The following is a 24,241-nucleotide window of genomic DNA, read 5'->3' as shown; positions in this document are numbered from 1 at the left end:
TATGAACCTACGGAAAAGCAAAAACTCACGTTTTGCACGTTTAACACGTGCTTTGAAGCTAAATTTTCTCAAATTGTTACGTGCTCCCGGCGGGGCACATAAAGTATCTACCGGATTTGCTTTGGGTTTTGGGTTGGAACTGATTGTTATTTCCACAGCATCACTGGTATATCTCGTGTTCTATCCGATTGTACGTTTGTCCGGTGGCTCACTGCCAGCGGCTATTGTGGGCAACGTGGTCGGCAAGCTAACGTTCCTGCCCATCATATTGATGCCACTTGCCAAGCAAATTGGTTCCTGGATATTGCCGGCGCACAGCATGGGGCAAGGGCTTGTTCATGAGAGTGCCTTTATGGAGCTGTTTCGTGGCAACTGGTCCGCGCTAAGTGAACTTTTGCTGGGTGGTCTGGATATTTTGGCAGGCATGTCCGTCTTTGGAGTCATCCTGGGTGTGATTTCTTACTTTGTCGTCAAGTTCTTCTATGTCAGAGCACTCAACCGTCGCTTTGAACGCCGATTGGAGAAACGCAAGCAGGCAGCGATGTCTCCAACTTCGGCTTCCGTGCTGATCAGGAAGACATCACAATCATAATTGGCAGAATGACCATGGAAGCAGCGGTTGTCCATAGAATACAGCGGGAAACAAACTGCGGAGAGGCATTGAATTGCTCGGCTAAAATGACTGCGTTCACTGCGGTTGGCATGGACGCCAAGATCAGCAGCACACTGAATAACGTTCCTTCTATCTGAAGTGCGGTTAGGATCAGATACGAGAGTACTGGTGCTGCGGCAAGCCGTACTACAAGTCCAGTCCAGAACGCTTTGCGAACGTTAGGTTTCCAAGGTTCGACCGAACCACGTGGTCTGAGCATCTGTGCACCGAGAATGGCCAGTACGACAGGGGAGTAACCGGCTGCGAGCATGGAGATACCTCCATCCAGTGCCACTGGCAAGCTCAGATTGGATGCACGCAGGATGATAGCTATCGCAGCAGTATAGATGGAAGGCATACGGAAGACGGACAGAATCGCATTTTTGACCGTGAATTCAGATCTGGCAGCGAAAAAGATTCCTACTGTGTTTACAATGATCATCTGTCCGATGACATATACCGAAGCTTTATCCAATCCAAGCTGTCCAAAGGCAAGCAACACAAGCGGGAGCCCATAATTCACGCAGTTCGTAAACGTGGAGACAAGGGTGAGTCCCGCTTTTTCGCTTGCCCCAAGATGGAATACTCGGCTCAGCAGTTCAGCCAGTGCCCACAGGGCAATTAGATTGATGATGGAGAACCAGAACGTGCCGGTTACGTCTGTCCATGTAATATCGGCATGCAGCAGTGTATCAAAGATAAGCGCAGGGCTCAAAATATAGAGGGAAAAGGTCGACAGCGGCCGAGTATCCCAATTTTTGAACCGTTTTAACAATATGCCTCCGATCACGGGAAGTGATATGGGCAGAAATACATGATATAACGTAAGCAGAAATGAATTAAACAACCGAATTCAGTCCTTTCTGGATGAAAAACCTATTTTATCATAGCAGAAGTTGACCTTTGTCGGAATGGATATTGGTGTTGTCTTACGTCATGAGCGATGTGACTACCACTTCTTTTGATGGATGCGCAGGGGCGGTGGATTGCTATTTTGATATGGCAGATTTATTATAGAAGAGGTGCAACCAGATTACATACACATAGAGGAGGAAACTGTAATGAGTGAATCAAAACGCTTGCTCGTATTGGTCGGCTCTTATGCCGAAGCGGAAAATGAGGGCATTTACGCATATGAATTGAATGAGGATACAGGTAACCTCTCCAAGCTTGATGGCATCTCCGGCGTGAAAAATCCAACGTTTGTAAACGTGGATACTGAAGGTAACAAACTGTATGCGATCGGTGAGACGGCGTCTGCCGAAGGCAATAAAATGTCTGAAGCTGTAGCTCTGAGCATTGATCCTTCTACAGGAAAATTATCATTGCTGAATCGTCATGACTCCATTTCGGCTCCACCATGTCATATCCAACGTGATCCTTCGGGACGTTACTTGATTCTGTCCAGCTACCACGGTGGTCTGGTGGGTCTGCAAGCCCTGACGGATAACGGTGAAGTTGGCGTGCTTCTGGATGAGAAGAAACATGAAGGCAAAGGTGCGCATCCTGAGCGTCAGGACAAGCCACACGTCCATTCTGCATTCTTCAGCCCGGATGGCAAATACATGATGGTACAGGATCTGGGTGCGGACAAAATCGCAATCTACTCCATTGATGCAGACAAGAATGAACTCGTACTGCACAGTGAAACCAAAACACATCCGGGTGCAGGACCTCGCCACCTGGCATTCCACCCGAATGGTCAATTTGCCTATGTTATTAACGAAGTAGATTCTTCCATTACAACTTTCCGTTATGATGCAGCAGCGGGTACATTGACAGAGGTTTCTACCGTATCCACATTGCCTGACGGCTATGACGGCAGTGAAAACACAACAGCTGAAATCGCCGTATCCAACGATGGACGTTTCGTATACGGTTCGAACCGCGGGCATGACAGCATCGTGGTATTTGCAGTAGACGCTGAAACAGGACATCTGAAACTGGTTGAGCATGTATCTGCTGAAGGTGAACACCCACGTCACTTTGCTTTGACGCCGAATGGCAAAATGCTGATTGCAGCTAACCGCGATACCAACAATATCGTTTCCTTTACAGTGGATCAGGAGAGCGGACGTCTGAAATACACAGGTCACAGCACAGGTGTATCCAAGCCGGTATGTGTGAAACCTGTTTATCTGTAAATCCAGGATTTGAAGCATTAACCGAGAGGTTTGAATTAGTTACGGGATCAATATGTATAATATTGTTGACCTGAACCTTTGGAAAGACCCTGTCCTTGTGGCGGGGTCTTTTTTGATGAGAAGAGCACAGGAATTGGCTGGTATCCTCATGTGTGGATTGTGAATAAAACTTATTTCCAAGATTTCGGTTCGTATAACAATGTAATTAAATCAATAGTATCGTGCAGGTAACTACCTGACTTCAAAGTGCGTACTTCCTGAACGGATAGTCAGGTTCTACAATGAATGAGTAGCCACGACAAACATTGCATGCATCTGAACTGGCTGAACGGTGCAGGCTAAATATTTTAACATCCTTTACAGGATATACTCATACTCAAACAACAAAGGAGACATAAATGATGAAATTGCAATTGGCACTCGACTTGGTAAACATCCCTGAAGGTATCGCACTGGTTAAAGAGGTTGAACAATATATTGATATCGTTGAGATTGGTACGCCAATCGTTATTAATGAAGGTTTGCACGCGGTAAAAGCGATGAAAGAAGCATTCCCTAATCTGCAAGTTCTTGCAGACCTTAAAATTATGGATGCTGGTGGTTATGAAATCATGAAAGCAGCTGAAGCTGGTGCGGATCTGATCACTGTGCTTGGGGCAACCAATGATAGTACGATCAAAGGTGCAGTAGCAGAAGCGAAGAAACAAAACAAACAAGTTCTTGTGGACATGATCAACGTGCCTAACCTTGAACAGCGTGCTCGTGAAGTTGATTCGCTTGGCGTAGATTACATCTGTGTACACACAGGTTATGACCTGCAAGCTGAAGGACAAAGCCCGTTCGAAGATCTGCAAACGATCAAACAAGCCGTGAAAAACGCAAAAACAGCTGTAGCTGGTGGCATCAAGCTGGAAACATTGCCTGAAGTGATCAAAGCACAACCGGATCTGGTGATTGTGGGTGGCGGTATTACGGGCCAAGCAGACAAAGCCAAAGTAGCAGCTGAGATGCAGCGTCTGGTTCAACAAGGGTAAGACATATGAGCACAGTGCAATACGCAGTGGACATCTTGAAGGAGCTGGAACGTACCCTAAGCCAGATCGACGACTCGGAGATGCAGGCCATGGCGGAACATATTCTGGCTGCCGAACAGGTTTTTGTGGCAGGCGCAGGCCGGTCCGGTCTGATGGGCAAGGCTTTTGCCATGAGATTGATGCAGATGGGTCTTCGGGTATATGTAGTTGGGGAGACCGTTACACCAGGGATCAGTCCGAAAGACTTCCTCTTGTTATGCTCAGGCTCAGGGGAGACAGGCAGTCTGGCAGCAATGGCTCAGAAGGCCAGTAAAGCAGGAGCTCCTGTGGGTCTGATCACAATTAAACCAGAGTCCACCATTGGACAGCTGGCAGATACCGTGGTTCGTCTTCCGGCCTCTGCCAAAGAGGATACAGCGACCTCCGGAGCCGAAGTGACCATTCAGCCGATGGGCTCCCTGTTTGAACAGGGGCTGCTGCTGAGCATGGATGCACTGGTGCTGACCATGATGGAAATGAAAAGTATGACTGGAGCAGACATGTTTGGACGTCATGCCAACCTGGAATAGACCATATGTCATTAACTTGAAGAAGTAGAATATATAAGTTGAACTAAACATTTACACAACAACGTAGAGGACAGAAATAAGCTGGAGAAGCGGAGCTAAAAGCTTTCTGAAAGAAAGCTACATCGGAAGCATACGCGTTCGCCTTTATGACCAAATTTTCACTTTTGATAAAGAGGATAAAAAATCTGGGCATAACAGCGATCGGAAGATTGTTCTGTCATCGGAGTGGCCAGTGTAAATATTCATTAGTTCAACTTATAGCTGGATGACCGGAATTCCCTAAAACAAGTGGGAGTTCCGGTCTTTTCTGCGATCGTTGCCTGTAGTCTAATTCTGGGTTTGCTTAACATCAGGGTCGTGCTGTAGTAGAATATATACAAGCTGTATCGAACCAATGAACCCGTTATATGATACAAGGGAGCGGCAAGTTCTCCTGTTGCGGAGTGTTCTTGTGATATGCGAAATGCATTTTAGCGATATAAGATTAAGCGAAAGAAAAGGGGGCTCGGAGCCATGGCAGCCGAAGTCAAGGAACGCATCAATTTGAAAGAGATCAACTGTGAGAAAGAATTGACCCTTGCTGTGATTGGCGGCAAATGGAAACTGATTATTTTATGGCATCTGGGTCTTGAAGGCACCAAACGTTTCAGTGAATTGAAGCGATTGATTCCTCATATTACTCAAAAGATGCTGACCAACCAGTTGCGTGAGCTGGAGGAAGACAAGCTAATTGAGCGCAAGGTGTATGCAGAAGTACCTCCTCGTGTGGAATATACGTTGACGGATCACGGACAGAGCCTGATGCCCGTGCTGCATGCGATGTATAACTGGGGTAAAAACTATGGTGAAAATGTAATTTGGAAATCAGAATAAATTATAGTCAGAACGAACCGCCGGGTAAATGGATACTTCCATCACCCGGCGGTTTTTATATTTTTAAATTTTGGTCAGTGGATCAACAGTTTACTCCAAACGCAGTGGGCAGAATTAGCTTGAAGAAGTAGATCTAGAAGCTTTCTGAAAGAAGTTACATCAGAAGCATGCGCATCGCATTTATCCCTAGATTCCCCCTGTTTACTTTTATTGAACTAACGTTCACACGAGAAACGTAGAGGACAGAAAGAACCTGAAGAAGCAGAGCGTTCGCCTTTATCACCAGATTTTCACCTTTGTAGAATTGAATCAAAAAATCTGGGGATAACAGCGATCGGAAGGTTGTTCTGTCATCGGAGTGGTAAGTGTGAATATTGTTTAGTTCAATCTATAATCCCTTGAACCAAAAGGCTCATTTTAGGATATGTAAGGCATAAATGCTCTGAATATGATACGATGAGAGATATTGGAAATGCAAGGAGGATGACATATAACGATGGAAAAAATACGTACACGCGATGAAGTAAGCCAAGAGACTACCTGGGACTTGCGAGACTTGTTTGGGACTGACGAAGAGTGGGAGCAGGAGCTTAGATCATTGACTGAAGCTGCTGCTCATATCGAAACATTCAAAGGACATCTGGGCGACGGCGCTGAGCAGCTGCTGGCCTGTCTGGATGCCCGTGAAGCACTTCATGAACGGATTGGAAAAACAGCTTCATATGCCCGACTTAAACAGTCGGAGGACAGTACCAATCCCGCAAATATTGAGAATTCAGCCAAGGCAGGAGATATTTTATCGAATTTGTCGTCGTCCTTGTCTTTTGTGAATTCCGAGATCGTGAATCTTCCCGATGGAACGGTTCAACGTTATATTGAAGAACTTCCGGGTTTGCAGCCGTATGCTCGCAGTCTGGATCGTCTAATCCAGGAAAAAGCACATCGTCTCTCGCCCGAAACGGAGAAGGTACTCGCTTCCCTTGGGGAAGTGCTGGACTCGCCATACCGGATCTATCTGCGCGGTAAACTGGCAGACATGACGTTTGACGATGCACTTGACGGCGATGACAATAATCGCCCGCTGTCCTGGTCATTTTATGAGAACAATTATGAAATGTCATCGGATACGAAGCTGCGCCGCTCTGCTTATGCCGCGTTCAGCTCCAAGCTGAACGATTACAAAAATACGTTCGCTGAAGGTTACGCCACCGAAGTGAAGAAACAGGTCGTTATGTCCAGGCTGCGTGGATATGATGATGTTACGGATATGCTTCTCAGTCCGCAGCAGGTAAGCAAAGACATGTACAACAATGTCCTGGATATCATCCAGAAGGAACTTGCGCCTCATATGCGCAGACTGGCAGCTCTCAAGAAACGTGAGTTAGGTCTGGACAAGCTGATGTTCTGTGATCTGAAAGCACCACTGGACCCTGAATTCAGCCCTGCCATTACATATGAGGAAGCATGCACGCTCATTCGTGAAGCGCTTGCCGTGATGGGACCGGAATATGGCGACATTGTGGAACGTGCATTTAGTGAGCGGTGGGTAGATTACGCTGATAATGCGGGCAAATCGACAGGGGCTTTTTGTTCGTCCATATATGGTTCTCATTCCTATATCCTCATCTCATGGGCAAATAATATGCGCGGAGCGTTTACACTTGCCCATGAAGTCGGACATGCCGGACATTTCATGCTTGCCGGGCATTACCAACGTCTTACGAATACACGACCATCGCTCTATTTCATAGAGGCACCTTCAACGATGAATGAAATGCTGCTGGCAGATCATTTGTTGAAACGTTCTGATAATCCGAGAATGCGTCGTTGGGTCATTTTGCAATTGCTCAATACGTACTACCATAACTTTGTTACGCATCTGCTTGAAGGTGAATTGCAGCGTCAGGTGTACGCACTTGCAACCAAGGATGAACCTATCACAGCGAAGACGTTAAGTCAGCTGAAAGGCAACATCCTCTCCGAGTTCTGGGGTCCTGATCTGGTGATTGATGAGGGGGCCAAACTGACCTGGATGAGACAGCCTCATTATTATATGGGATTGTATCCATATACCTATGCAGCAGGTCTGACGGCATCTACCGCTGCTGCACAGCTGATTCGGGAAGAAGGGCAGCCTGCCGTGGATCGCTGGCTTGACGCATTGAAAGCGGGAGGAAGTCTTGATCCGCAAGAGCTGATGAAGCTTGCGGGTGTGGACATGTCTGGACCTGAGCCGATTCGTGCTGCTGTTGCCTATGTTGGTAGTCTGGTCGATGAACTTGAACGTCTGTATTCGTAATCAGATTCATATAGTATACGGACAAGGCTTGTAGGGTTGTCTGCGTGCACCGTCTCCTTGGCAGGGGGCGGTGCATCTTAATTTGCAGGAAGAAGGGAACGATGATGAATGACGTCATTGAGCATATCTTCATCACTGGGCTGGTTAAGCATGGATGGCTTCGGTATTTTTGATGACATGAATGATGTTCCGGGATTTGAGGGCAATCAGAGTGGTTTTTTTGCTGGATTCAATGAGTTTGGTGCAATGAGTGCATTTGGATCCATTTTTATCGGTGGCGTCTTTCTCATCATTGCCGGTGTCATTGTTTATGCCATTATTTCAGGGGTACGCACATGGTCATCGAATAATGCATCAGCGCTGTTAACCTTGCATTCAACGATTGTGGCAAAGCGAACAGAAGTCACAGGTGGGAGCGGGGACAGCAGTGCGTCTACCTGGTATTATGCCACGTTTGAATTTGATAATGGAGACCGTGTGGAATTAAATGTTGGCGGCAGTAATTACGGAATGTTTGTGGAAAATGACCGAGGCATGCTGACGTATCAGGGGACAAGGTTTAAGCATTTTGAAAGAGATGTGCAGCCTCAGTCCGGTGTTAGCAAAAACAGCTTTTATACGTGAGTTAACAGGAAGGCGGCTCCTCCCCAGTGGAGAGAGTCGTTTTTGGTATGGGTAAATGAAACCAATCACAGGGTATTCAAACGCTTACATTGATGATATACTCGTAAAATAAAGCAAAACAGTATAAAACAAAAATAAACAAACAAAAAAATAAAGAATAAAGTACAGAGTAGTCATGGATGAAATCAAGAAATGTTCAAGGGCGAAATATAGTTTGGGATGAAGGGCTGGTGAAAAGCGGTGAGTGTGCTGGCGTATGATTTGGGTGCTGGAAGCGGGAGAGCACTGCTGGGTCATCTGAATGATCGGGGAATGGAAACGTTGGAGATCCATCGGTTCAAGAATGAGCCGGTAAAAGCGGGGGAGCGGCTGCACTGGGATATATTGAGGCTGCACCATGAATTGCTGGAAGGGCTAAATCTTGTTAAACAAAAGGGAGAGCAGCCTGAAAGTCTGGGGATTGATTCCTGGGCAGTTGATTTTGGACTGCTTGGGAGTCATGGTGAATTGTTGGGCAATCCATATCATTATCGTGATGCACAGTTTAACGGCATGATGGATCAGGTGCGCAAGGAATTGACCTCTCAGCGAATTTTCGAACGCACAGGCATCCAGTTTCTTAGCTTTAACACATTGTATCAGTTGGCAACGCTTAAGCGAAGTGGCTCCCCACTGCTTAACGAAGCGGAGCGATTCCTTATGATCCCCGATCTGCTTCGTTACTTTCTAACCGGTGAAGCGGTGAATGAGTTTACCAACGCCACCACAACGCAGCTGTACAATCCGACTACAGGGCATTGGGACGGTGAACTACTTGCACATATCGGCATTTCGGAGACGCTGTTTGGAGAAGCAGTCATGCCAGGTACTCGAGTGGGACAATTGCGCAGCAGCATTTGCAGTGATCTTGGCCTATCTGCCATTCCGGTTATTGCGGTTGCAGAGCATGACACAGGATCAGCAGTCGTAGCTGTTCCTGCAACAGAGCGTTCATTTGCCTACCTAAGCTGTGGAACCTGGTCACTAATGGGCACGGAGATTGATCACCCCGCCATCAGTTCCGAGAGTTTGGCGCTCAATTTTACGAATGAGGGCGGGGCAGGAGGCACGTTCCGTTTGCTTAAGAACATCATGGGCCTGTGGATTTTGCAGGAATGCATGCGTGAATGGGAACGGAAGGGACAGGGAATCAGCTATGCGGAGTTACTAAGCAGGGCGGAACTTGCTCCTGCATTTTCAAGCTTGTTTGATCCCGATGATGACCGGTTTATGCCAGCAGGGGATATGACCTCTCGCATACAACAATATTGCCGTGCTACAGGGCAGGCTGAGCCGCAAGACCAGGGAGCCATTGCCCGTTCCATTCTGGAGAGTCTTGCACTGAAGTATCGGCGAGTGCTGGAATGGACAGAACAACTGTCCAGACAGTCTTTTAGTGGATTGCACATGGTCGGTGGTGGCATTCAGAATCGTCTGTTATGTCAGTGGACTGCCAATTCCATTGGCAAACCGGTATGGGCAGGGCCGGCAGAAGGTAGTGCGATCGGGAACATGGCTGTACAGTGGATGGCAAGTGGAGCCTTTAAGGATATATGGGAAGCGCGCAGGGTCATTCGTGATTCATTCCCAGTTACCGATTATGAACCAAAGGACAGACCGATCTGGGAAGAGGCCTATGGTAGATTCCTAAAGTTGACGGCTTCGCCCAAATCACAAGCCGGAAGCGAGGTGTAACATGCTGGCAGCAGAGCGCTATGACCGGATTGTGGAGATGGTTAATGTTAAGGGCAGCATGCGTGTATCCGAGCTTAGTGAGCACTGCCGGGTAACAGAGGAGACCATTCGTCGTGATCTCGACCGGCTGGAGCAAGCAGGGCGACTGCGCCGTTCCCATGGCGGCGCTGTCAGCGTGAAGGAAGAGCAGCCGGAGATCCCTTACCGGGTAAGGGAAACAACCCATGCGGAGGAAAAGAAAAGAATTGCCTTATCGGCTCTATCCATGATTCAGCCGGGTGATCGAATTCTGCTGGATGCCAGCACGACAGCAGGGTATATGGCGGCCAATATGCCGGATATGCCACTGACTGTATTGACCAACTCGATACAGGTAGCTACTGAACTGAGCAGCAGGGATAAGATTGAGGTCATCTCAACTGGAGGGCAGCTGGCCCAACGATCTCTGTCTTTTGTTGGACCGCTCGCCGAACGTTCTCTGGAGACATATCATGTCGATAAATTGTTCCTGTCTTGTAAAGGTGTGCATCTGGAAGGTGGCGGAATAAGTGAATCCAATGAGCTTCAGGCCCGGTTGAAGCAGAAAATGGTCGGTATATCCGACCAGGTCATTTTGCTTGCAGATCGAAGCAAGTTTGGGGTTCGTGCATTTGCCCGGGTAACCGGGTTAAATGCCGTTCATGCGGTGATCACGGATCAGTCGCTTAATGATGATTTGATAGAACGTCTGAACAGATATGATATCTCAATCACAAGGGTATAAAACATTACGGTATTCGACACTTATATGCGTTATAACAACAATTCTTCAGTTATAGGAGCGTGTAATCATGAAAGTCTCCTTATTCATTACCTGCCTCAGCGATGCCATATATCCCCGTGTGGGGGAGGCGATGGTGAGATTGCTCGCCGCTCATGGCGTTCGGTTGGAATTCCCGCCCGTGCAGACCTGCTGCGGTCAGCCTTCCTACAACAGCGGGTATTGGGATGAGACACGGGTAGCAGCCAAAACGATTCTGGAAGCCTTTGATGACAGCGATTTTGTCGTCTGTCCCTCGGGCTCCTGTACGTACATGATTCATCATTATCCCGAGCTGTTTGTCGATGAACCTGTATGGCTGGAGAAGGCTAAACGTTTGGAAGCCAAAGCCTACGAATTCACTCAGTTTCTCGTTCAGGTGCTTGGCATCACGGATCTGGGTGCACATTTTCCGCATAAGGTTACATACCATCCCTCGTGTCATGGCAGCCGTTTGTTAGGCGTAAAGGATGAGCCTATGGCATTACTTTCGGCAGTAAAAGGTTTGGAATTTGTTCCCCTTCCTTACGGAGAGGACTGCTGCGGATTTGGGGGTACCTTTGCCATCAAAATGCCGGATATATCTGGGGCCATGGTCACAGAAAAGGTAGATCATATCAAAGAGACGGAAGCTGAAGTATTAGTAGGACTGGATATGGCCTGTCTAATGAATATCGCAGGTAACCTGCGGTATCGGAACGAACCAGTGCGTGTGATGCATTTGGCTGAACTGCTGTATGAGGGGGTGCAAACAGGATGAGTCAACCCGGTGTGATGGATGTTACCGTCAAAGAACGTGCAGAATTGGCTTTGAATGATGATTTCTTGCGGAAAGCCGTCAAATTTACAACAGAGCGATTGCGTAATGGCAAGAAGTCCGCATCCGAAGAACATGGCAACTGGGAAGAATGGCGCGAACGTGGACGTCAGATTCGTCTGCATACGATCGCACATCTGGATTATTACCTGAATGAATTTGTCAATAATGCACGTGCCAATGGGGTTCATATTCATTTTGCCGATACTTCGGTAGAGGCAGCGGCGATTGCGCTTGATATTGCGGCTCACAAGCAGGCTTCCACCGTGGTGAAATCCAAGTCGATGGTGTCCGAAGAAGTACATCTCAACCATGTATTGGAATCCGCAGGCATTGAAGCGATAGAGACCGATCTGGGCGAATACATCATTCAATTAGCGGGTGAAGCTCCATCTCATATTGTCATTCCGGCTATTCACAAGAACCGTTACCAGATTGCGGACCTGTTATCCAAGGAAGCGGGAGAAATTCTGGAACCGGACACCACCGTACTTGCCGGATTTGTACGCAAAAAGCTGCGTGAGAAGTTTCTTGAAGCCGATATTGGCATGACTGGTTGCAATTTTGCGATTGCGGAGACCGGTTCCATGGTTCTATTTGAAAATGAAGGCAATGCCCGTATGGTATCCACCGTGCCAAAAACACAGATTACCTTAATGGGCATGGAGCGTATCATTCCATCCTGGACAGATCTCGAGGTGATGGCAACCCTGCTGCCACGCTCCGCGACGGGTCAAAAATTGACGATGTATATGTCCGGCATAACGGGTCCACGCCGAACAGAAGACGGGGACGGGCCAGATGAAATGCACATTATTATTGTGGATAATGGACGTTCACTTCAGTTGGGTGATCCCGAATTTCAGGAGCTTTTGAATTGTATTCGCTGCGGCGCATGTCTGAACGCTTGTCCAGTGTATCGTCATATCGGCGGGCATGCTTATGGTGGAACCTACAGCGGACCGATCGGAGCGGTACTTACACCAGCATTGAATGGCAATATTGATGAATGGAACGACATTGCGGGTGCTTCCAGCCTGTGCGGAGCCTGTTATGAAGCCTGTCCGGTCAAAATTCCGCTGCATGATATGCTCGTATATTTACGCAGACGCAAGGTGGAAGAGGGCCATGGCAATAAGCTTGAGAGCGCTGGCATGAGAGGTTTTGCAGCGGTTGTCTCCAATTCTAAACGCTTCGGAGCGGCTATACGTCTCGGACAGATTGGTCAGAAAGCCGTAGTACGGAATAACGGAATTTCACTTAAACTTGGGCCTCTTAAGGGCTGGAACAGCTATCGGGTTGCGCCAAGCCTCGCGAAGCGTTCCTTTCGGCAGCAATGGAACAAGTTGGATCAGGAGCTGAACCAGGAGAAGAAAGAGATGGATTCTTCCGTTCGGAACCGAATGGAACAGATTCTTCGTGAGCGTGAGGGGGGCGGTGGTCAACATGAACACTGAACATCAGGAATGGCTGGAGCAGTTGGAGAAGAAGTCCCGTGCGAAGCAGGAACACTTTATGAATGACATTGCGTCCAAGTTGAGAAGACCACGTCAGACACATGCTCCGACTCAACCTTTTCGCGGTGCACCCGCATTCTGGACGGATTTGGATTGGGACATAGATAAGCGCATACAGGCATTCACCGATAATTTTGTGAGTGTAGGTGCTCATATTGCGCGGGTAAGAGACCTTGGTGAAGCCTCGGACTTCATAGCTAACAAATCTCATGAATTAAGCGCGAAGTATATCATACGTCAGAATGAACAGGCGCTGGCGGATCTTGGATTGGAAGAGCAACTTCCCGATGTGCAGATTTCTGTATGGAACAGCCAAGCAGAGGAGAACTGGAAGGCACGGGCAGCCGAGGCAGATATCGGTGTAGTGATGGCGGATTTTGCCACTGCATATACGGGTTCCGTCACGGTGCTTTCTTCGCCAGAAAAGGGACGCTCAGTGAGTCTATTACCTACCGTACTCATCATTATTATTCCCATTGAACGGCTCTACACCAGACTTGGTGAAACGCTTGATCGCTTCGATGAAGAGGGAAGAGAGAATCTTCCGGCAGGCATTCATTTTATTTCCGGTCCTAGTCGTTCTTCTGATATTGAAAATGATTTGACGATTGGGGTACATGGACCGGGGATTGTATATGGTCTTATTATGGGGTAACACCATTTCGAAATGCATAACATCGTGAATGACTGTCCAAAAGCAGAGTTTTGTCTGCGAAGGGCAGTTTTTTCTATGTTTAGTTTGGCCAATATGGAAAGGATAATGTGCCATATAATCATACGGCAGCAGACAAGACAATTTATAGGTGGAAACTATTAATATCATAATTATTATATATTTAACCTATCAAGAGAAGCAGCGTATAATCCGTTTCAAGAGGGTTTAAGTGAGAACCGACCAGGAGGCGTTATGAATGAGTATATTTTCTTATCAGGTCCCGTTCATGGATGGACACACGGGTGATTTATCTGTTTTTGAGGGGAAGGTACTGCTTATTGTGAATACAGCCAGCAAGTGCAGCTACTCTCGACAATTTACGGAGCTTCAGCACCTGTATGAGCAGTATCGTGATCACGGGCTGGAGATTCTGGCGTTTCCCTGTGATCAATTTAATCACAAGGAGCCGGGCAGCAATGATGAGATAGCTCAGTATTGCAGAAATCATTTTCATATATTCTTTCCGATTTTGGAGAAGATCGAGGTGACCGGACCATTCATACATCCTTTGTTTCGCTATCTGGTCGAAACGGTCCCATTTGAGGGTTATGATCTGGAATCGGAAGAAGGTCGGTGGATGGATCAATTCCTCAAGGAGAAACATCCCGAATTATACCGGGGAGACGGGATCAAATGGAATTTCACCAAGTTTCTGATTGATCGAACCGGGGAAGTGAGTGGCCGCTATGAGACTACGGTTGCACCGATAGAGATAGAGTCTACGATTCGGGATTTGCTGAAACAGGCCTAGTTTGAGTTTGAGTGGACTGTGTATCTTCAAAATTCTAGTGTTCGTTTCAGAGCAAAATATTCTCTCTATATTGATGGACCAAAGGGGAATTTTACTCATGCCAATTCGGATGGATACCCATTGGTCCTACGACTTTGAGACTGTTGAAGATTAGGACTGGAAATGTTAGGGTAAAAGAAAGATAACGAAGGAGCCCATTTTTTTTACTCTAAATTGACCAATATACCATTTTGGTCAATTGGTTCCGGTGTGATTTTCAGGTTATCTGGATGAAATATGAAAATTTGCAGAAAATGTAGTCATGTCTGTTGATCTGAGTCGTAATTGAATGCAGGTATTATTTTTTAGTCGAACGTATTACTTGGAAGAGGAGTGAGTATGATGGCGCAAATTTCAGTTCCCCAACCCAAAACTTTTGGACCTTTAGGAAACTTACCACAGTTAAATACCGATGAGCCTGTACAATCCCTGGTGAAACTCGCTGAAGAGTATGGCCCCATTTTTCGAATGGATTATCCTGGGCGAAGTGAATTATATATTTCAGGTCATAAACTGGTAGCTGAGGTCACCGACGAATCCAAATTCGATAAACGTGTATGGGCACCGCTCGAGAAGGTACGTGCATTTGCCGGAGATGGCCTGTTTACGAGTTGGACTCAAGAACCGAATTGGAAAAAAGCTCACAATGTGTTGCTGCCCAGCTTCAGCCAGCGTGCGATGCAGGGATATCACAACAAAATGATTGACCTCGCTGTACAGCTCGTACAGAAGTGGTCCAGATTAAACCCGGATGAGACAGTTAACGTACCTGATGATATGACTCGTCTCACCCTGGATACGATTGGATTGTGTGGATTTAACTACCGATTTAACAGCTTTTACCGGGAAGAACCGCATCCCTTCATTACCAGCATGGTTCGGGCGTTGGACGAATCGATGAGTTCGTTACAGCGTTTGCGTCTGCAAGACAAGCTGATGATCACCAAAAAGAAACAGTTTGAGCAGGATATCCGTTCGATGTACTCACTAGTCGATCATATTATTGCGGAGCGTAAGGAGCAGCCCCAGGAAGGGGCGGACGATCTGTTGTCCCACATGCTTAGTGGCATGGATCCGGAAACCGGGGAAACGCTGGACGATGAAAATATCCGTTACCAGATCATCACCTTCCTGATTGCTGGACATGAGACGACGAGTGGTTTATTGTCCTTTGCCATCTATTATTTAATGAAAAATCCGGAGACACTCGCCAAGGCTCAAGCTGAAGCAGATCAGATTCTGAAAGATCCGGTTCCAACATACAATCAGGTCCGTAATCTTAAATATGTTCGCATGGTTCTGAACGAGGCGTTGCGGTTATGGCCTACGGCTCCGGCGTTCTCCTTATACGCGAAGAAAGACCTTGTTCTGGATGGGAAATATCCTTTGCAAGAAGGGGATAGTGTCAGTGTGCTTATTCCCAAGCTGCACCGGGACCGTGATGCATGGGGCGATGACGTCGAGGCATTCCGTCCGGAACGTTTCGAAGATCCGAGCAAGGTGCCACATGACGCCTATAAACCGTTTGGTAATGGTCAGCGGGCCTGCATTGGCCAGCAGTTCGCCCTTCAGGAAGCAACACTTGTGCTGGGTATGGTCCTGAAGCATTTTGAATTCATCGATCATGCGGACTATCAGTTAAAAGTGAAAGAAACGTTGACGCTCAAGCCCGATAACTTCACGATCCGTGTTCGTGCACGCGGGGGTCAACCGGTGATGGCTGTGCCGGGTGTTGCGGTGGAGGAACCGACTCCGGTTGCTAAACGACAAGAGCCGGATACAGCAAATGCCCATCACACCCCGATGCTCGTCCTGTATGGATCCAATCTCGGGACTGCGGAAGGCATTGCGCGTGAAATCGCAGATACCGCAAGATATCAGGGCTTCCGCAGCGAGGTGGCTACCCTGGATGATCGTGTAGGCAAACTTCCGAAGGAAGGCGTCGTCATCATTGTGAGTGCATCCTACAATGGTCAGCCACCAAGCAATGCCAAGGATTTCGTCGAATGGATTGAACATGCGGATGCAGGGGAATTCCAAGGTGTGCGATTCTCTGTTCTCGGATGTGGGGATCACAACTGGGCCAGCACGTACCAGCGAATCCCGCGTTTGATTGATGAGCAGTTATCTTCCAAAGGAGCAGAACGGTTATCACCCATCGGAGAAAGTGATGCCAGCGGGGACTTTGAGAAACAGGTTGGAGACTGGACCGAGCAACTATGGCCGGATCTGGCACGAACTTTGGGCCTCAAGTTGAACACAAGCTCAGGTAGTGAGCGCAGTTCCTTGTCAGTACAGTTTGTCAGTGGACTGGCGGTAACGCCGCTCGCGGATACGTATGATGCACATGTTGCTGAAGTACTTGAGAATCGGGAACTTCATGATGCGGGCAGTGAACGAAGCACACGTCATTTGGAGATCAAACTATCTGAAGGTGCAACGTACAAGGAAGGCGATCACCTGGGCATTTTACCGCAGAACCCGTCTGAGCTCGTAGAACGAGTATTGAAACGATATGGATTCACAGGTACGGAACATTTGGTTCTGGATGCATCAGGTCGCAGCGCCGCTCATCTGCCATTGCACCAACCGGTTAATCTGGTCGATCTGCTCAGTCACAGTGTGGAACTTCAGGAAGCGGCAACTCGAGCCCAACTGCGAGAACTCGCGGCGTACACGGTATGCCCACCGCATAAGAAGGAGCTCGAAGCGCTTCTTGATGAGTCTGTATACATGGAAGAGGTACGCAAGAAACGTATATCCATGCTGGATTATTTGTTGAAATACGAAGCATGTGAGCTACCTTTCGAACGGTTTTTGGAACTGCTTCCTTCCCTCAAAGCCCGATATTATTCGATCTCCAGCTCACCACGAGTGCAGCCTGAGCAGGCCAGCATAACCGTCAGCGTAGTGCGTGCTCCAGCTTGGAGTGGTCAGGGAGAATATAAAGGTATAGCGTCCAACTATCTGGCAAACCTGAAGTCTGGTGAAGAGGTTGTCATGTTCATACGGACGCCTGAGTCCGGGTTCAAACTGCCCGAAAATGCAGAGGCTCCGATCATTATGGTTGGTCCGGGAACAGGTGTGGCTCCATTCCGTGGTTTCCTGCAGGCAAGACATGTAATGAAAGAACAGGGTCAGCAGGTCGGCGAGGCCCATCTGTATTTTGGATGTCGCAACCCTGAACATGATTATTTGTATAAAAATGAACTCGAAACGGCCGAGCAAGAGGGTCTTGTCCAGCTTCATACCGCATTCTCCCGTGTGGACGGGGAAGAGAAATGTTACGTACAGCATCTAATGAGAGATGATGCCCAAAAATTGATTCCTCTGCTTGAACAGGGTGGACATCTGTATGTTTGCGGCGATGGCAGCAAGATGGCACCTGATGTTGAAGCTACCCTCAAGAAAGCGTACGCTGATGTCAGCGGCAACTCCACGGAGCAAGCCGATGCGTGGTTAGAACGTTTGCAGCAGGAAGGTCGTTATGCCAAGGATGTGTGGACAGGTATCTGAGTGATACGTTCCTGATTTGAATAATTGATAGGCATCTGCGCGGTGAGACACAGAAGGGTTCTGTGCTCACCGCTTTTTGCTATGGCACAATATCCGAGCAGACCAATGCACCTATGAGTTATACTAGGGAAGAGAACTATGCATATTATGACATGGGATAGATCCAAAGTATGGATCGTTCCTCTAATCATCAAGATTGCAGGCACAGACAGATATGAATTCAGCGATGTCTGGTCTCGTTATTTCTTCTTTTTAGTTGTTGGACGATAGATCGATTCGACTTGGGTTATCGGAAAGAGAATACGTGAGGAGAATTTACCTTTTCCCTGCAGTTCAATGTAATCTAGTCCAACTCCAACAAGTCGAATATTGTTAAATGCATTTCCGGATGGGAATACCGTACGGATGCCTACCCGTATGCCTCGCCGTGCTCGTGGTACATCAAATACACGAATGGAAAACAAGCTGAGTGGAATAAATAACTGCCGATTGACTTTGATGAAATTGCGCGGAAATACTTTTCTAATGATTCCAGGTTCCAGACCGGACAATGGAGCATTCAGTTCTGCCAGATGTCCTTGGAACTCGGCCAGACGCTGCTGAAGTGTTTTTCCTGTATGAAATTGGTGCCAATTCATAAGCAATCCTCCGTTCGCCATTTATACCTACTATATGAATGGGCGAGGGCAAGAGGTGAGCGAAATGGCGCCCATGTTACTCATGATAAGGTACAACTTAAGATATAGGGAGTGATTCAAATGAACGTGGAAATGTATAAAGACCTCATTCGCGATGAACGTGGCAACTATTATATCGCGGTACAGATGGAAGGTAATGAACTTACGCTCGTCAACGCATTTGTTGAAGCATCGTTTACACCGGAACTGATCTATAATGAAGAATTTCGGAATAAACATAAAGAGATGGAAGGCGGTTTTGTAGGCAAAATCGCAATGGACCTTCTCCGGCATGATGTGGTCATGGGTTTGAAACAAATGGACAGAAAGCTGCTGGAGCTGTCGGAAGTTGAACAGAAGTACACGGTGAACTATATTGATACGATTGAGTTCTATCGCCACCCTGCGTGGGAGCGGAAAGCATAAGCGAAAAACTCATATTCGTGGATAGTCCATTAGGATAGTAAATCGTAAAAGCGCAAGTACAGGGGAGTTATCCCTGCCGCTTGCGCTTTTCATGCTGCCACTATTCATTCGGAATGGCCTTGTTAATGTTCCTGTAGAGAGCACACTACTTACTTCATCGCACTAGCGATAGGAAGGATAGATGATGCCGATATCCCGTTCTGTTTTCAAGCTTCCCTCTATATACCGCTGGAGTTCATTTCCTTTGATTCGAAACGGAATGGATTTTCCTCGATAGGTCAGTTCACCCTCAATTGTGCGCACGCTCATTCCGATGACACCTTCCAACTGTCCACTCCGATCCGTAATGAATCGAATTCCTGCTGGTCCTTCCATAAGAACCTTACCATCCTGATATACCGTTACCCGTTCTGGCGTGTTCACCAATTCAAAATGCAGGCCATTCATCGTGCGGCTGTACGCCGTATGACCAGCAACTTCTTCGCCATGATCCATGTCGATGGGGAGAAGGCCGGTAAACCACAGTTGGTCCGATCCAACCGGCATAATGCCGCATAACCGTTCCACATAATCAAGCAGGCAAAGAATGGAGGGGGAATAGGTTTCGGTAAAACCCTCCTCCCCGGTCCATGGGCTTAAAGCCTGCGCAAAGCGCTTTGCTTTGGAGAGGGACGACAAGATGGGTTGCAGCACCCAGGTCAATTCCACATAGCGATGGTGATATTCAAAAGCATGCGGTGCACGGATCAGACTCAGGAAGTTGGATGCTCCACCCCAGCTGTTATAAGAGGAGAACGGATCGAATCGTGGATCATCCATCGACATGGAGGTGAACGGGTATTTGGCAAAAAACTTGCTTGTGTTCAGCAAATACCGGCGCAGCATGTTATCAAACAATTCACGGTCGCCCACCTCGCAGGCCATCACGCGCAGCAGCACATCGGACTGTACTTTGACCAATTCGTCATTGCGATCCCGGTCGTAGAAGAACATATCCTCTTCGTCATAACAGTAGCGTAAGAGACTTTCGTTACTGGCTTCAGCTTTCGCTATCCACTCACTACCTGACTCCCCAAGTTCCTCAGCCATTCGGGATAAATACATGCGCTGGCAATATATATTGGCGGTTAAGTCTGGTGCCAACAAGGGCAGGACTGGAGAGTCCGGATGGTAGGACGCTGCATCATTCATATATGGTGTATCCGGGACATGCCAGAACCGGGGGGACAGATCATGCCCGGTATCAAAGGTGCTGAATGCCTCCACACAGCCGGTCCCTCGGGTATTGCGATACGTTGCAATCCATTCGTCGTATTGTACCATGGCCTTGTACATGGACTTCAGGAAGGAACGGTTCTTTCCATGAAGCTGGTAGTGGTTCCATACGCTTCGTGCCAAGGGTGTAACGAGCTGAATCTGGCGAAAGGATGGACCGTTCTCCGTTAGCTTATAAGGCAGCAATCCATCTTCTCTTTGGTGTCGGGCAAAAGCAAGATAGGTCGTTTCCGATACGGAAGGAATCAGACGTGACAGCAGCTCCGCATTAATGGTGCCCGTACTCTCCAGCCAGCAGCCCAGATAGATGCCACCTTCCTGAAGAATGGGTTCACTGCCGTTCAGGGGCACAATGCAAGTCAGTAACTTCTCCAATGCGGAATAATAAGTCGCTTCCAATCGTCCGCCGGATGCCGCGAACCGAACACCCGACGCCTGCCATTCCTGTATTAACTTTTGATCTTCCGGTTTACCTGGCTGCACATGATCGTGGATCGAGATCTGCCGCAGCTTGTTCAGCAGGGCTTCTGTCATGTCGACCTCCTTGTAGCTAGCGGTTATTTATTGGTTGGATTCAAAGATTCGTACGGTGCCATTATAGAAGTCCGTCACAGCTTGCTCCACACTTTTTCGGCCAAAGCCGATTTCCTGGTTGGTTGTCTGGGCCAGCTTGGAGAATTCAGCGAATCCCGGAGGATTATAGCTCACGTCAAAAGGCTCCGTTTTCGTAGCTTCAGATACAAAGCTGGTGTAATTATATACGATCTCTTCAACAGGTCCCGCTTCTTGCTGAAGCAGATTGCGGTTGGCTTCCGTAACGGGCACACCGCGGTCGTTGCCGAGAATTTGGGCTGCGTCCGGATCATTAATCCAGAAATCCATCAGGATCGCGACTTCTTTTGCATGTTTGGTATTCGCATAACCGGATAACCCCTGACTGGATTCAAATACAACCCCAGTTCCCTTTGGACCCCTTGGTACAGGCAAAAGAATGAACTTATCTTCCGTGAGACTCTGGAAAGCAGCCAGTTGATTCGAAGGAAGCAGGCTCATAGCGGCCTTGCCCGTAATAAGCAAGGATTTACTCGTATCATCCGGTGGATTGGAAACCTGCAATTCAGGCGTGACCACACCTCCGGAATTGGAAGCCTGCTCCCAGTAAGTGAACCATTCCAAAATGTCTTCTTTTGCAAATCCGAGCGTGCCGTTCTTCATATCATATAGCTGTTTGCCACGTTGTTTCAAAAAGATGTCCATACCGTCAACCGTGAAATTATAGGTTCCATAATAGCCCTTGCCGAGCTTGTCGGACAGTTCTTTGCTGATTGCAGCATAATCTTCCCAAGTCCAATCCGAAGCTGGCAGAGGGATTCCCGCTTGATCGAACAGCGCCTGATTAACGACAATGCCCCGTGCATTCGCACCCGCGGAAATATGCTGCAGCTTTCCATCAAGACGCCCATACTCAACCATAGTGGCATCCATGCCATCCAGATTCAGTTCACTACCGACATAAGGGTCCAGGTCCAAAAGCACATCCTTCTTGGCATAGTCAACCACATTACCTCCAAGGAAGAAAATATCCGGTGCTGTGCCTGATGCCAACTGTGTATTCAACTTGTCGAAATATCCGGAGGAAGGCGCAAACTCACCTACAATTTTAATATTCGGATGTTTCTCCTGAAAAACCTTCAGGGCTTCATTCGTAATATCTGCCCGTTTTTGGTCGCCCCACCACATCATGCGCAGTTCGACTTGCCCGCTTTCAGCGGTCTTCGTTCCTGTCTGCTCATCAGCGCCGGTATGATCCGTTCCAGAGCAGGCAGTTACCAATAACAGGAGTGAAGCTATCACAGTAATCATTAATCGTTTGAACATGAGAAATCCCCCTGACGATGGATAATGAAAAACATAATATCTGTTGTACACTTATTGCGTCTGGACAGGTGTTTTCGTAATCACTTCAGCCCGGTCGTTGCAATTCCCTCTAGAAAATAACGCTGAAATACAAGAAAGATAATGGTCACAGGCAGCAGAGACAGCGTGGACATGGCGAGCAGTGCGCCCCAATCCGATTGTCCCGATGGATCGAACAACGACCGAATCCCAAGCTGTACGGTAAACAAATCAATTTTGCTCAAGTAGATCATCTGGCTAAAGAAGTCATCCCAGCTCCAGATAAAGGTGAAGATCGCTGTTGTGATCAGGGCAGGAACGAGAAGAGGCACCACGATTCTGAAAAAAATCTGCGATTGCCCGCAACCGTCAATGGTTGCGCTCTCGTCCAGCTCCCGTGGGATACCACGGATGAATTGAACCATGAGCAGAATGAAGAAGGAATCCTGTGCCAGCCACTTGGGCAGAATGAGCGGGAAATACGTATTAATCCAATGCAGCTCGTTATACAGAATGTACTGAGGTACCAGGGTTACATGGTAAGGAAGCATGATGGTGACCAGCATTATGCTGAACCATAGGCCTTTGAACTTGAACTTCAACCTGGAAAAGGCGTAGGCTGCAAGGGAGCAGGAAATCACATTTCCCAACACACTCAGGACTGAGATCAGCGTCGAGTTGCCGAAGAAACGGCCAAACGATACACCTTGCAATCCTTTCCAGCCATTCACAAAATGATCGAGGGTGAAGCTGGTTGGAATCAGGCTGCTACTCGTGAAGATGAGATGATTCGGTTTAAATGAACTGAGAATTAACCATAGTACCGGATACAACATCAACAGACCGAAGAGGATAATGGCGGCATGCCTCCCGGTTTGAACCAAACGTCGCTTTAATGACATGTGCACTATCTCCCTTCCTGATTGTCGCCGTAGAACACCCAGAATTTCGAGGTGAGAAAGACGATTGCGGTGAATACCCCGATAATGACCAGCATGATCCACGCCAGAGCGGAAGCATAACCCATATCAAAGAACGAGAAGCCTTTCAGGTACAGGTACAAGGTATAGAACATTGTGGCGTCGAGCGGGCCTCCGCGTCCATCCCCGATCACATAAGCGGGTGTAAAGGCTTGAAACGAATTGATCATGCTCATGATCAGGTTGAAAAAAATAACAGGCGAGAGCATCGGGAGTGTAATGCCGAAGAATTGGCGCACCTTTCCGGCACCGTCGACGTCCGAAGCTTCATATAAATCGGCTGGGATTTGCTTTAGGCCAGCCAGGAAGATAACCATGGCCGAACCAAATTGCCATACAGAGAGCGTGATGATCGTGTAGACCACATAATCGGGATGGGCAATCCAGGCGGGTCCGGTGATTCCGAACCAGCTCAGAAACTGGTTGACCAAACCACTTCCCTCGAAAATCTGACGCCAGACGATCGCAATAGCGACGCTGCCTCCCAATAGGGAAGGGATGTAATACACGGTCCGGTATAAGCCAAGGCCCCGAATCCCTTTGTTCAGCGCCATCGCTATAAGTAGGGCGAAGGCAAGCCTTAACGGAACGGATAGAAATACATAATAAAACGTTAGTCCCAAAGATCTGCGAAAGGTATCGTCTTCGGTAAAAATCTGGACATAGTTGCTGAGCCCCGTCCACGTTGGTGATGATAACAAATTGAATTTCGTCAAGGACAGGTAGAGCGATGCAACCATCGGTCCGAGTGTCAGACAGAAAAGTCCGATGAGCCAGGGCAGCAGAAACAAATAGGCTGTCATATTCTGCTGGCCGTATAACGGCTTGGACAGCTTTCTCATCATAGGCCTCCCTTCAGGATTGGATGTGAATTCGTGATCACCGCAATATTGAATCCGCTTAC

21 protein-coding genes are annotated in these 24,241 nt (G+C 47.8%); 15 read left to right on the top strand and 6 right to left on the bottom strand.

What is annotated here, in order from left to right; genetic code table 11:
* Window position 1: 1 nt before the first annotated feature.
* Window positions 2–592, top strand: coding sequence for a DUF2062 domain-containing protein (locus DC345_RS06855; protein WP_113052469.1), 591 nt, complete (start codon window positions 2–4; stop codon window positions 590–592).
* On the opposite strand, the gene DC345_RS06850 is transcribed toward DC345_RS06855, so the two are convergent.
* The gene (locus DC345_RS06850) at window positions 570–1,499 is read right to left on the bottom strand and encodes an AEC family transporter (protein WP_113052468.1); all 930 of its coding nucleotides are present in this window, start codon (window positions 1,497–1,499) and stop codon (window positions 570–572) included. The two genes, DC345_RS06855 and DC345_RS06850, sit on opposite strands and share 23 nt — an antisense overlap.
* Window positions 1,500–1,713: 214 nt before the next feature.
* Between DC345_RS06850 and DC345_RS06845 the strand changes: the two genes are divergently transcribed.
* The 13 genes from DC345_RS06845 to DC345_RS06785 all read left to right on the top strand — a co-directional run bounded on the left by DC345_RS06845 (window position 1,714) and on the right by DC345_RS06785 (window position 18,083).
* Window positions 1,714–2,796 (top strand): lactonase family protein, encoded by a 1,083-nt coding sequence (locus DC345_RS06845; protein WP_113052467.1) that lies wholly within the window; start codon window positions 1,714–1,716, stop codon window positions 2,794–2,796.
* 401 nt (window positions 2,797–3,197) lie between these two features.
* The gene (hxlA, locus tag DC345_RS06840) at window positions 3,198–3,830 is read left to right on the top strand and encodes a 3-hexulose-6-phosphate synthase (RefSeq protein WP_063563327.1); all 633 of its coding nucleotides are present in this window, start codon (window positions 3,198–3,200) and stop codon (window positions 3,828–3,830) included.
* Window positions 3,831–3,835: 5 nt separating this feature from the next.
* A complete protein-coding gene (gene hxlB, locus DC345_RS06835; protein WP_113052466.1) occupies window positions 3,836–4,399 on the top strand; it encodes a 6-phospho-3-hexuloisomerase in 564 nt (187 codons plus the stop codon).
* A gap of 513 nt (window positions 4,400–4,912) precedes the next feature.
* Window positions 4,913–5,272 carry a winged helix-turn-helix transcriptional regulator gene (locus tag DC345_RS06830; protein WP_076289676.1) on the top strand — a complete coding sequence of 120 codons (360 nt, stop codon included), beginning with the start codon at window positions 4,913–4,915 and terminating at the stop codon, window positions 5,270–5,272.
* 496 nt (window positions 5,273–5,768) lie between these two features.
* Window positions 5,769–7,571, top strand: a complete 1,803-nt coding sequence (gene pepF, locus DC345_RS06825; RefSeq protein WP_113052465.1) for an oligoendopeptidase F — start codon at window positions 5,769–5,771, stop codon at window positions 7,569–7,571.
* Window positions 7,572–7,688: 117 nt separating this feature from the next.
* Window positions 7,689–8,195, top strand: a complete 507-nt coding sequence (locus tag DC345_RS06820; protein ID WP_258530580.1) for a DUF2500 domain-containing protein — start codon at window positions 7,689–7,691, stop codon at window positions 8,193–8,195.
* 240 nt (window positions 8,196–8,435) lie between these two features.
* Complete coding sequence (locus DC345_RS06815; protein ID WP_113052464.1) at window positions 8,436–9,929, top strand: rhamnulokinase; 1,494 nt, start codon at window positions 8,436–8,438, stop codon at window positions 9,927–9,929.
* Between the two features lies 1 nt (window position 9,930).
* Complete coding sequence (locus DC345_RS06810; RefSeq protein ID WP_113052463.1) at window positions 9,931–10,692, top strand: DeoR/GlpR family DNA-binding transcription regulator; 762 nt, start codon at window positions 9,931–9,933, stop codon at window positions 10,690–10,692.
* 67 nt (window positions 10,693–10,759) lie between these two features.
* Entirely contained in the window at window positions 10,760–11,488 is a 729-nt protein-coding gene (locus DC345_RS06805; RefSeq protein WP_113052462.1) for a (Fe-S)-binding protein, read from the top strand.
* Window positions 11,485–13,002, top strand: a complete 1,518-nt coding sequence (locus tag DC345_RS06800) for a LutB/LldF family L-lactate oxidation iron-sulfur protein (RefSeq protein WP_113052461.1) — start codon at window positions 11,485–11,487, stop codon at window positions 13,000–13,002. Before DC345_RS06805 ends, DC345_RS06800 begins: the two co-directional genes overlap by 4 nt.
* The gene (locus tag DC345_RS06795) at window positions 12,992–13,717 is read left to right on the top strand and encodes a LutC/YkgG family protein (protein WP_113052460.1); all 726 of its coding nucleotides are present in this window, start codon (window positions 12,992–12,994) and stop codon (window positions 13,715–13,717) included. Before DC345_RS06800 ends, DC345_RS06795 begins: the two co-directional genes overlap by 11 nt.
* 256 nt (window positions 13,718–13,973) lie before the next feature.
* Window positions 13,974–14,528, top strand: coding sequence for a glutathione peroxidase (locus DC345_RS06790; RefSeq protein ID WP_113052459.1), 555 nt, complete (start codon window positions 13,974–13,976; stop codon window positions 14,526–14,528).
* Between the two features lie 381 nt (window positions 14,529–14,909).
* Window positions 14,910–18,083, top strand: coding sequence for a bifunctional cytochrome P450/NADPH--P450 reductase (locus DC345_RS06785; RefSeq protein ID WP_113052458.1), 3,174 nt, complete (start codon window positions 14,910–14,912; stop codon window positions 18,081–18,083).
* A 239-nt stretch (window positions 18,084–18,322) separates the two neighbouring features.
* Here DC345_RS06785 and DC345_RS06780 read toward each other — a convergent pair whose 3' ends face one another.
* Window positions 18,323–18,721, bottom strand: a complete 399-nt coding sequence (locus DC345_RS06780; RefSeq protein WP_113052457.1) for a hypothetical protein — start codon at window positions 18,719–18,721, stop codon at window positions 18,323–18,325.
* A gap of 120 nt (window positions 18,722–18,841) precedes the next feature.
* Here DC345_RS06780 and DC345_RS06775 point away from each other — a divergent pair, with 120 nt between their 5' ends.
* On the top strand, window positions 18,842–19,186 hold the full coding sequence (locus DC345_RS06775; RefSeq protein WP_113052456.1) for a hypothetical protein: 345 nt from the start codon (window positions 18,842–18,844) through the stop codon (window positions 19,184–19,186).
* Window positions 19,187–19,348: 162 nt separating this feature from the next.
* Here the strand turns inward: DC345_RS06775 and DC345_RS06770 are convergent, their stop codons facing one another.
* The 4 genes from DC345_RS06770 to DC345_RS06755 all read right to left on the bottom strand — a co-directional run bounded on the left by DC345_RS06770 (window position 19,349) and on the right by DC345_RS06755 (window position 24,179).
* Complete coding sequence (locus DC345_RS06770; RefSeq protein ID WP_113052455.1) at window positions 19,349–20,995, bottom strand: MGH1-like glycoside hydrolase domain-containing protein; 1,647 nt, start codon at window positions 20,993–20,995, stop codon at window positions 19,349–19,351.
* A 27-nt stretch (window positions 20,996–21,022) separates the two neighbouring features.
* Complete coding sequence (locus tag DC345_RS06765; RefSeq protein WP_113052454.1) at window positions 21,023–22,339, bottom strand: ABC transporter substrate-binding protein; 1,317 nt, start codon at window positions 22,337–22,339, stop codon at window positions 21,023–21,025.
* An 80-nt stretch (window positions 22,340–22,419) separates the two neighbouring features.
* Window positions 22,420–23,259 carry a carbohydrate ABC transporter permease gene (locus DC345_RS06760; protein ID WP_113052453.1) on the bottom strand — a complete coding sequence of 280 codons (840 nt, stop codon included), beginning with the start codon at window positions 23,257–23,259 and terminating at the stop codon, window positions 22,420–22,422.
* Between the two features lie 5 nt (window positions 23,260–23,264).
* Window positions 23,265–24,179: a carbohydrate ABC transporter permease gene (locus DC345_RS06755; RefSeq protein WP_113052452.1), complete on the bottom strand. Its 915-nt coding sequence runs from the start codon at window positions 24,177–24,179 to the stop codon at window positions 23,265–23,267.
* Window positions 24,180–24,241: the final 62 nt, after the last annotated feature.

Origin of the sequence: Paenibacillus taichungensis (assembly GCF_003287275.1) — a bacterium.
Classification (GTDB): domain Bacteria; phylum Bacillota; class Bacilli; order Paenibacillales; family Paenibacillaceae; genus Paenibacillus; species Paenibacillus taichungensis_A.
Note: the sequence above shows the minus strand (reverse complement) of the source record. Positions and strands in the feature narration are given on the sequence as shown.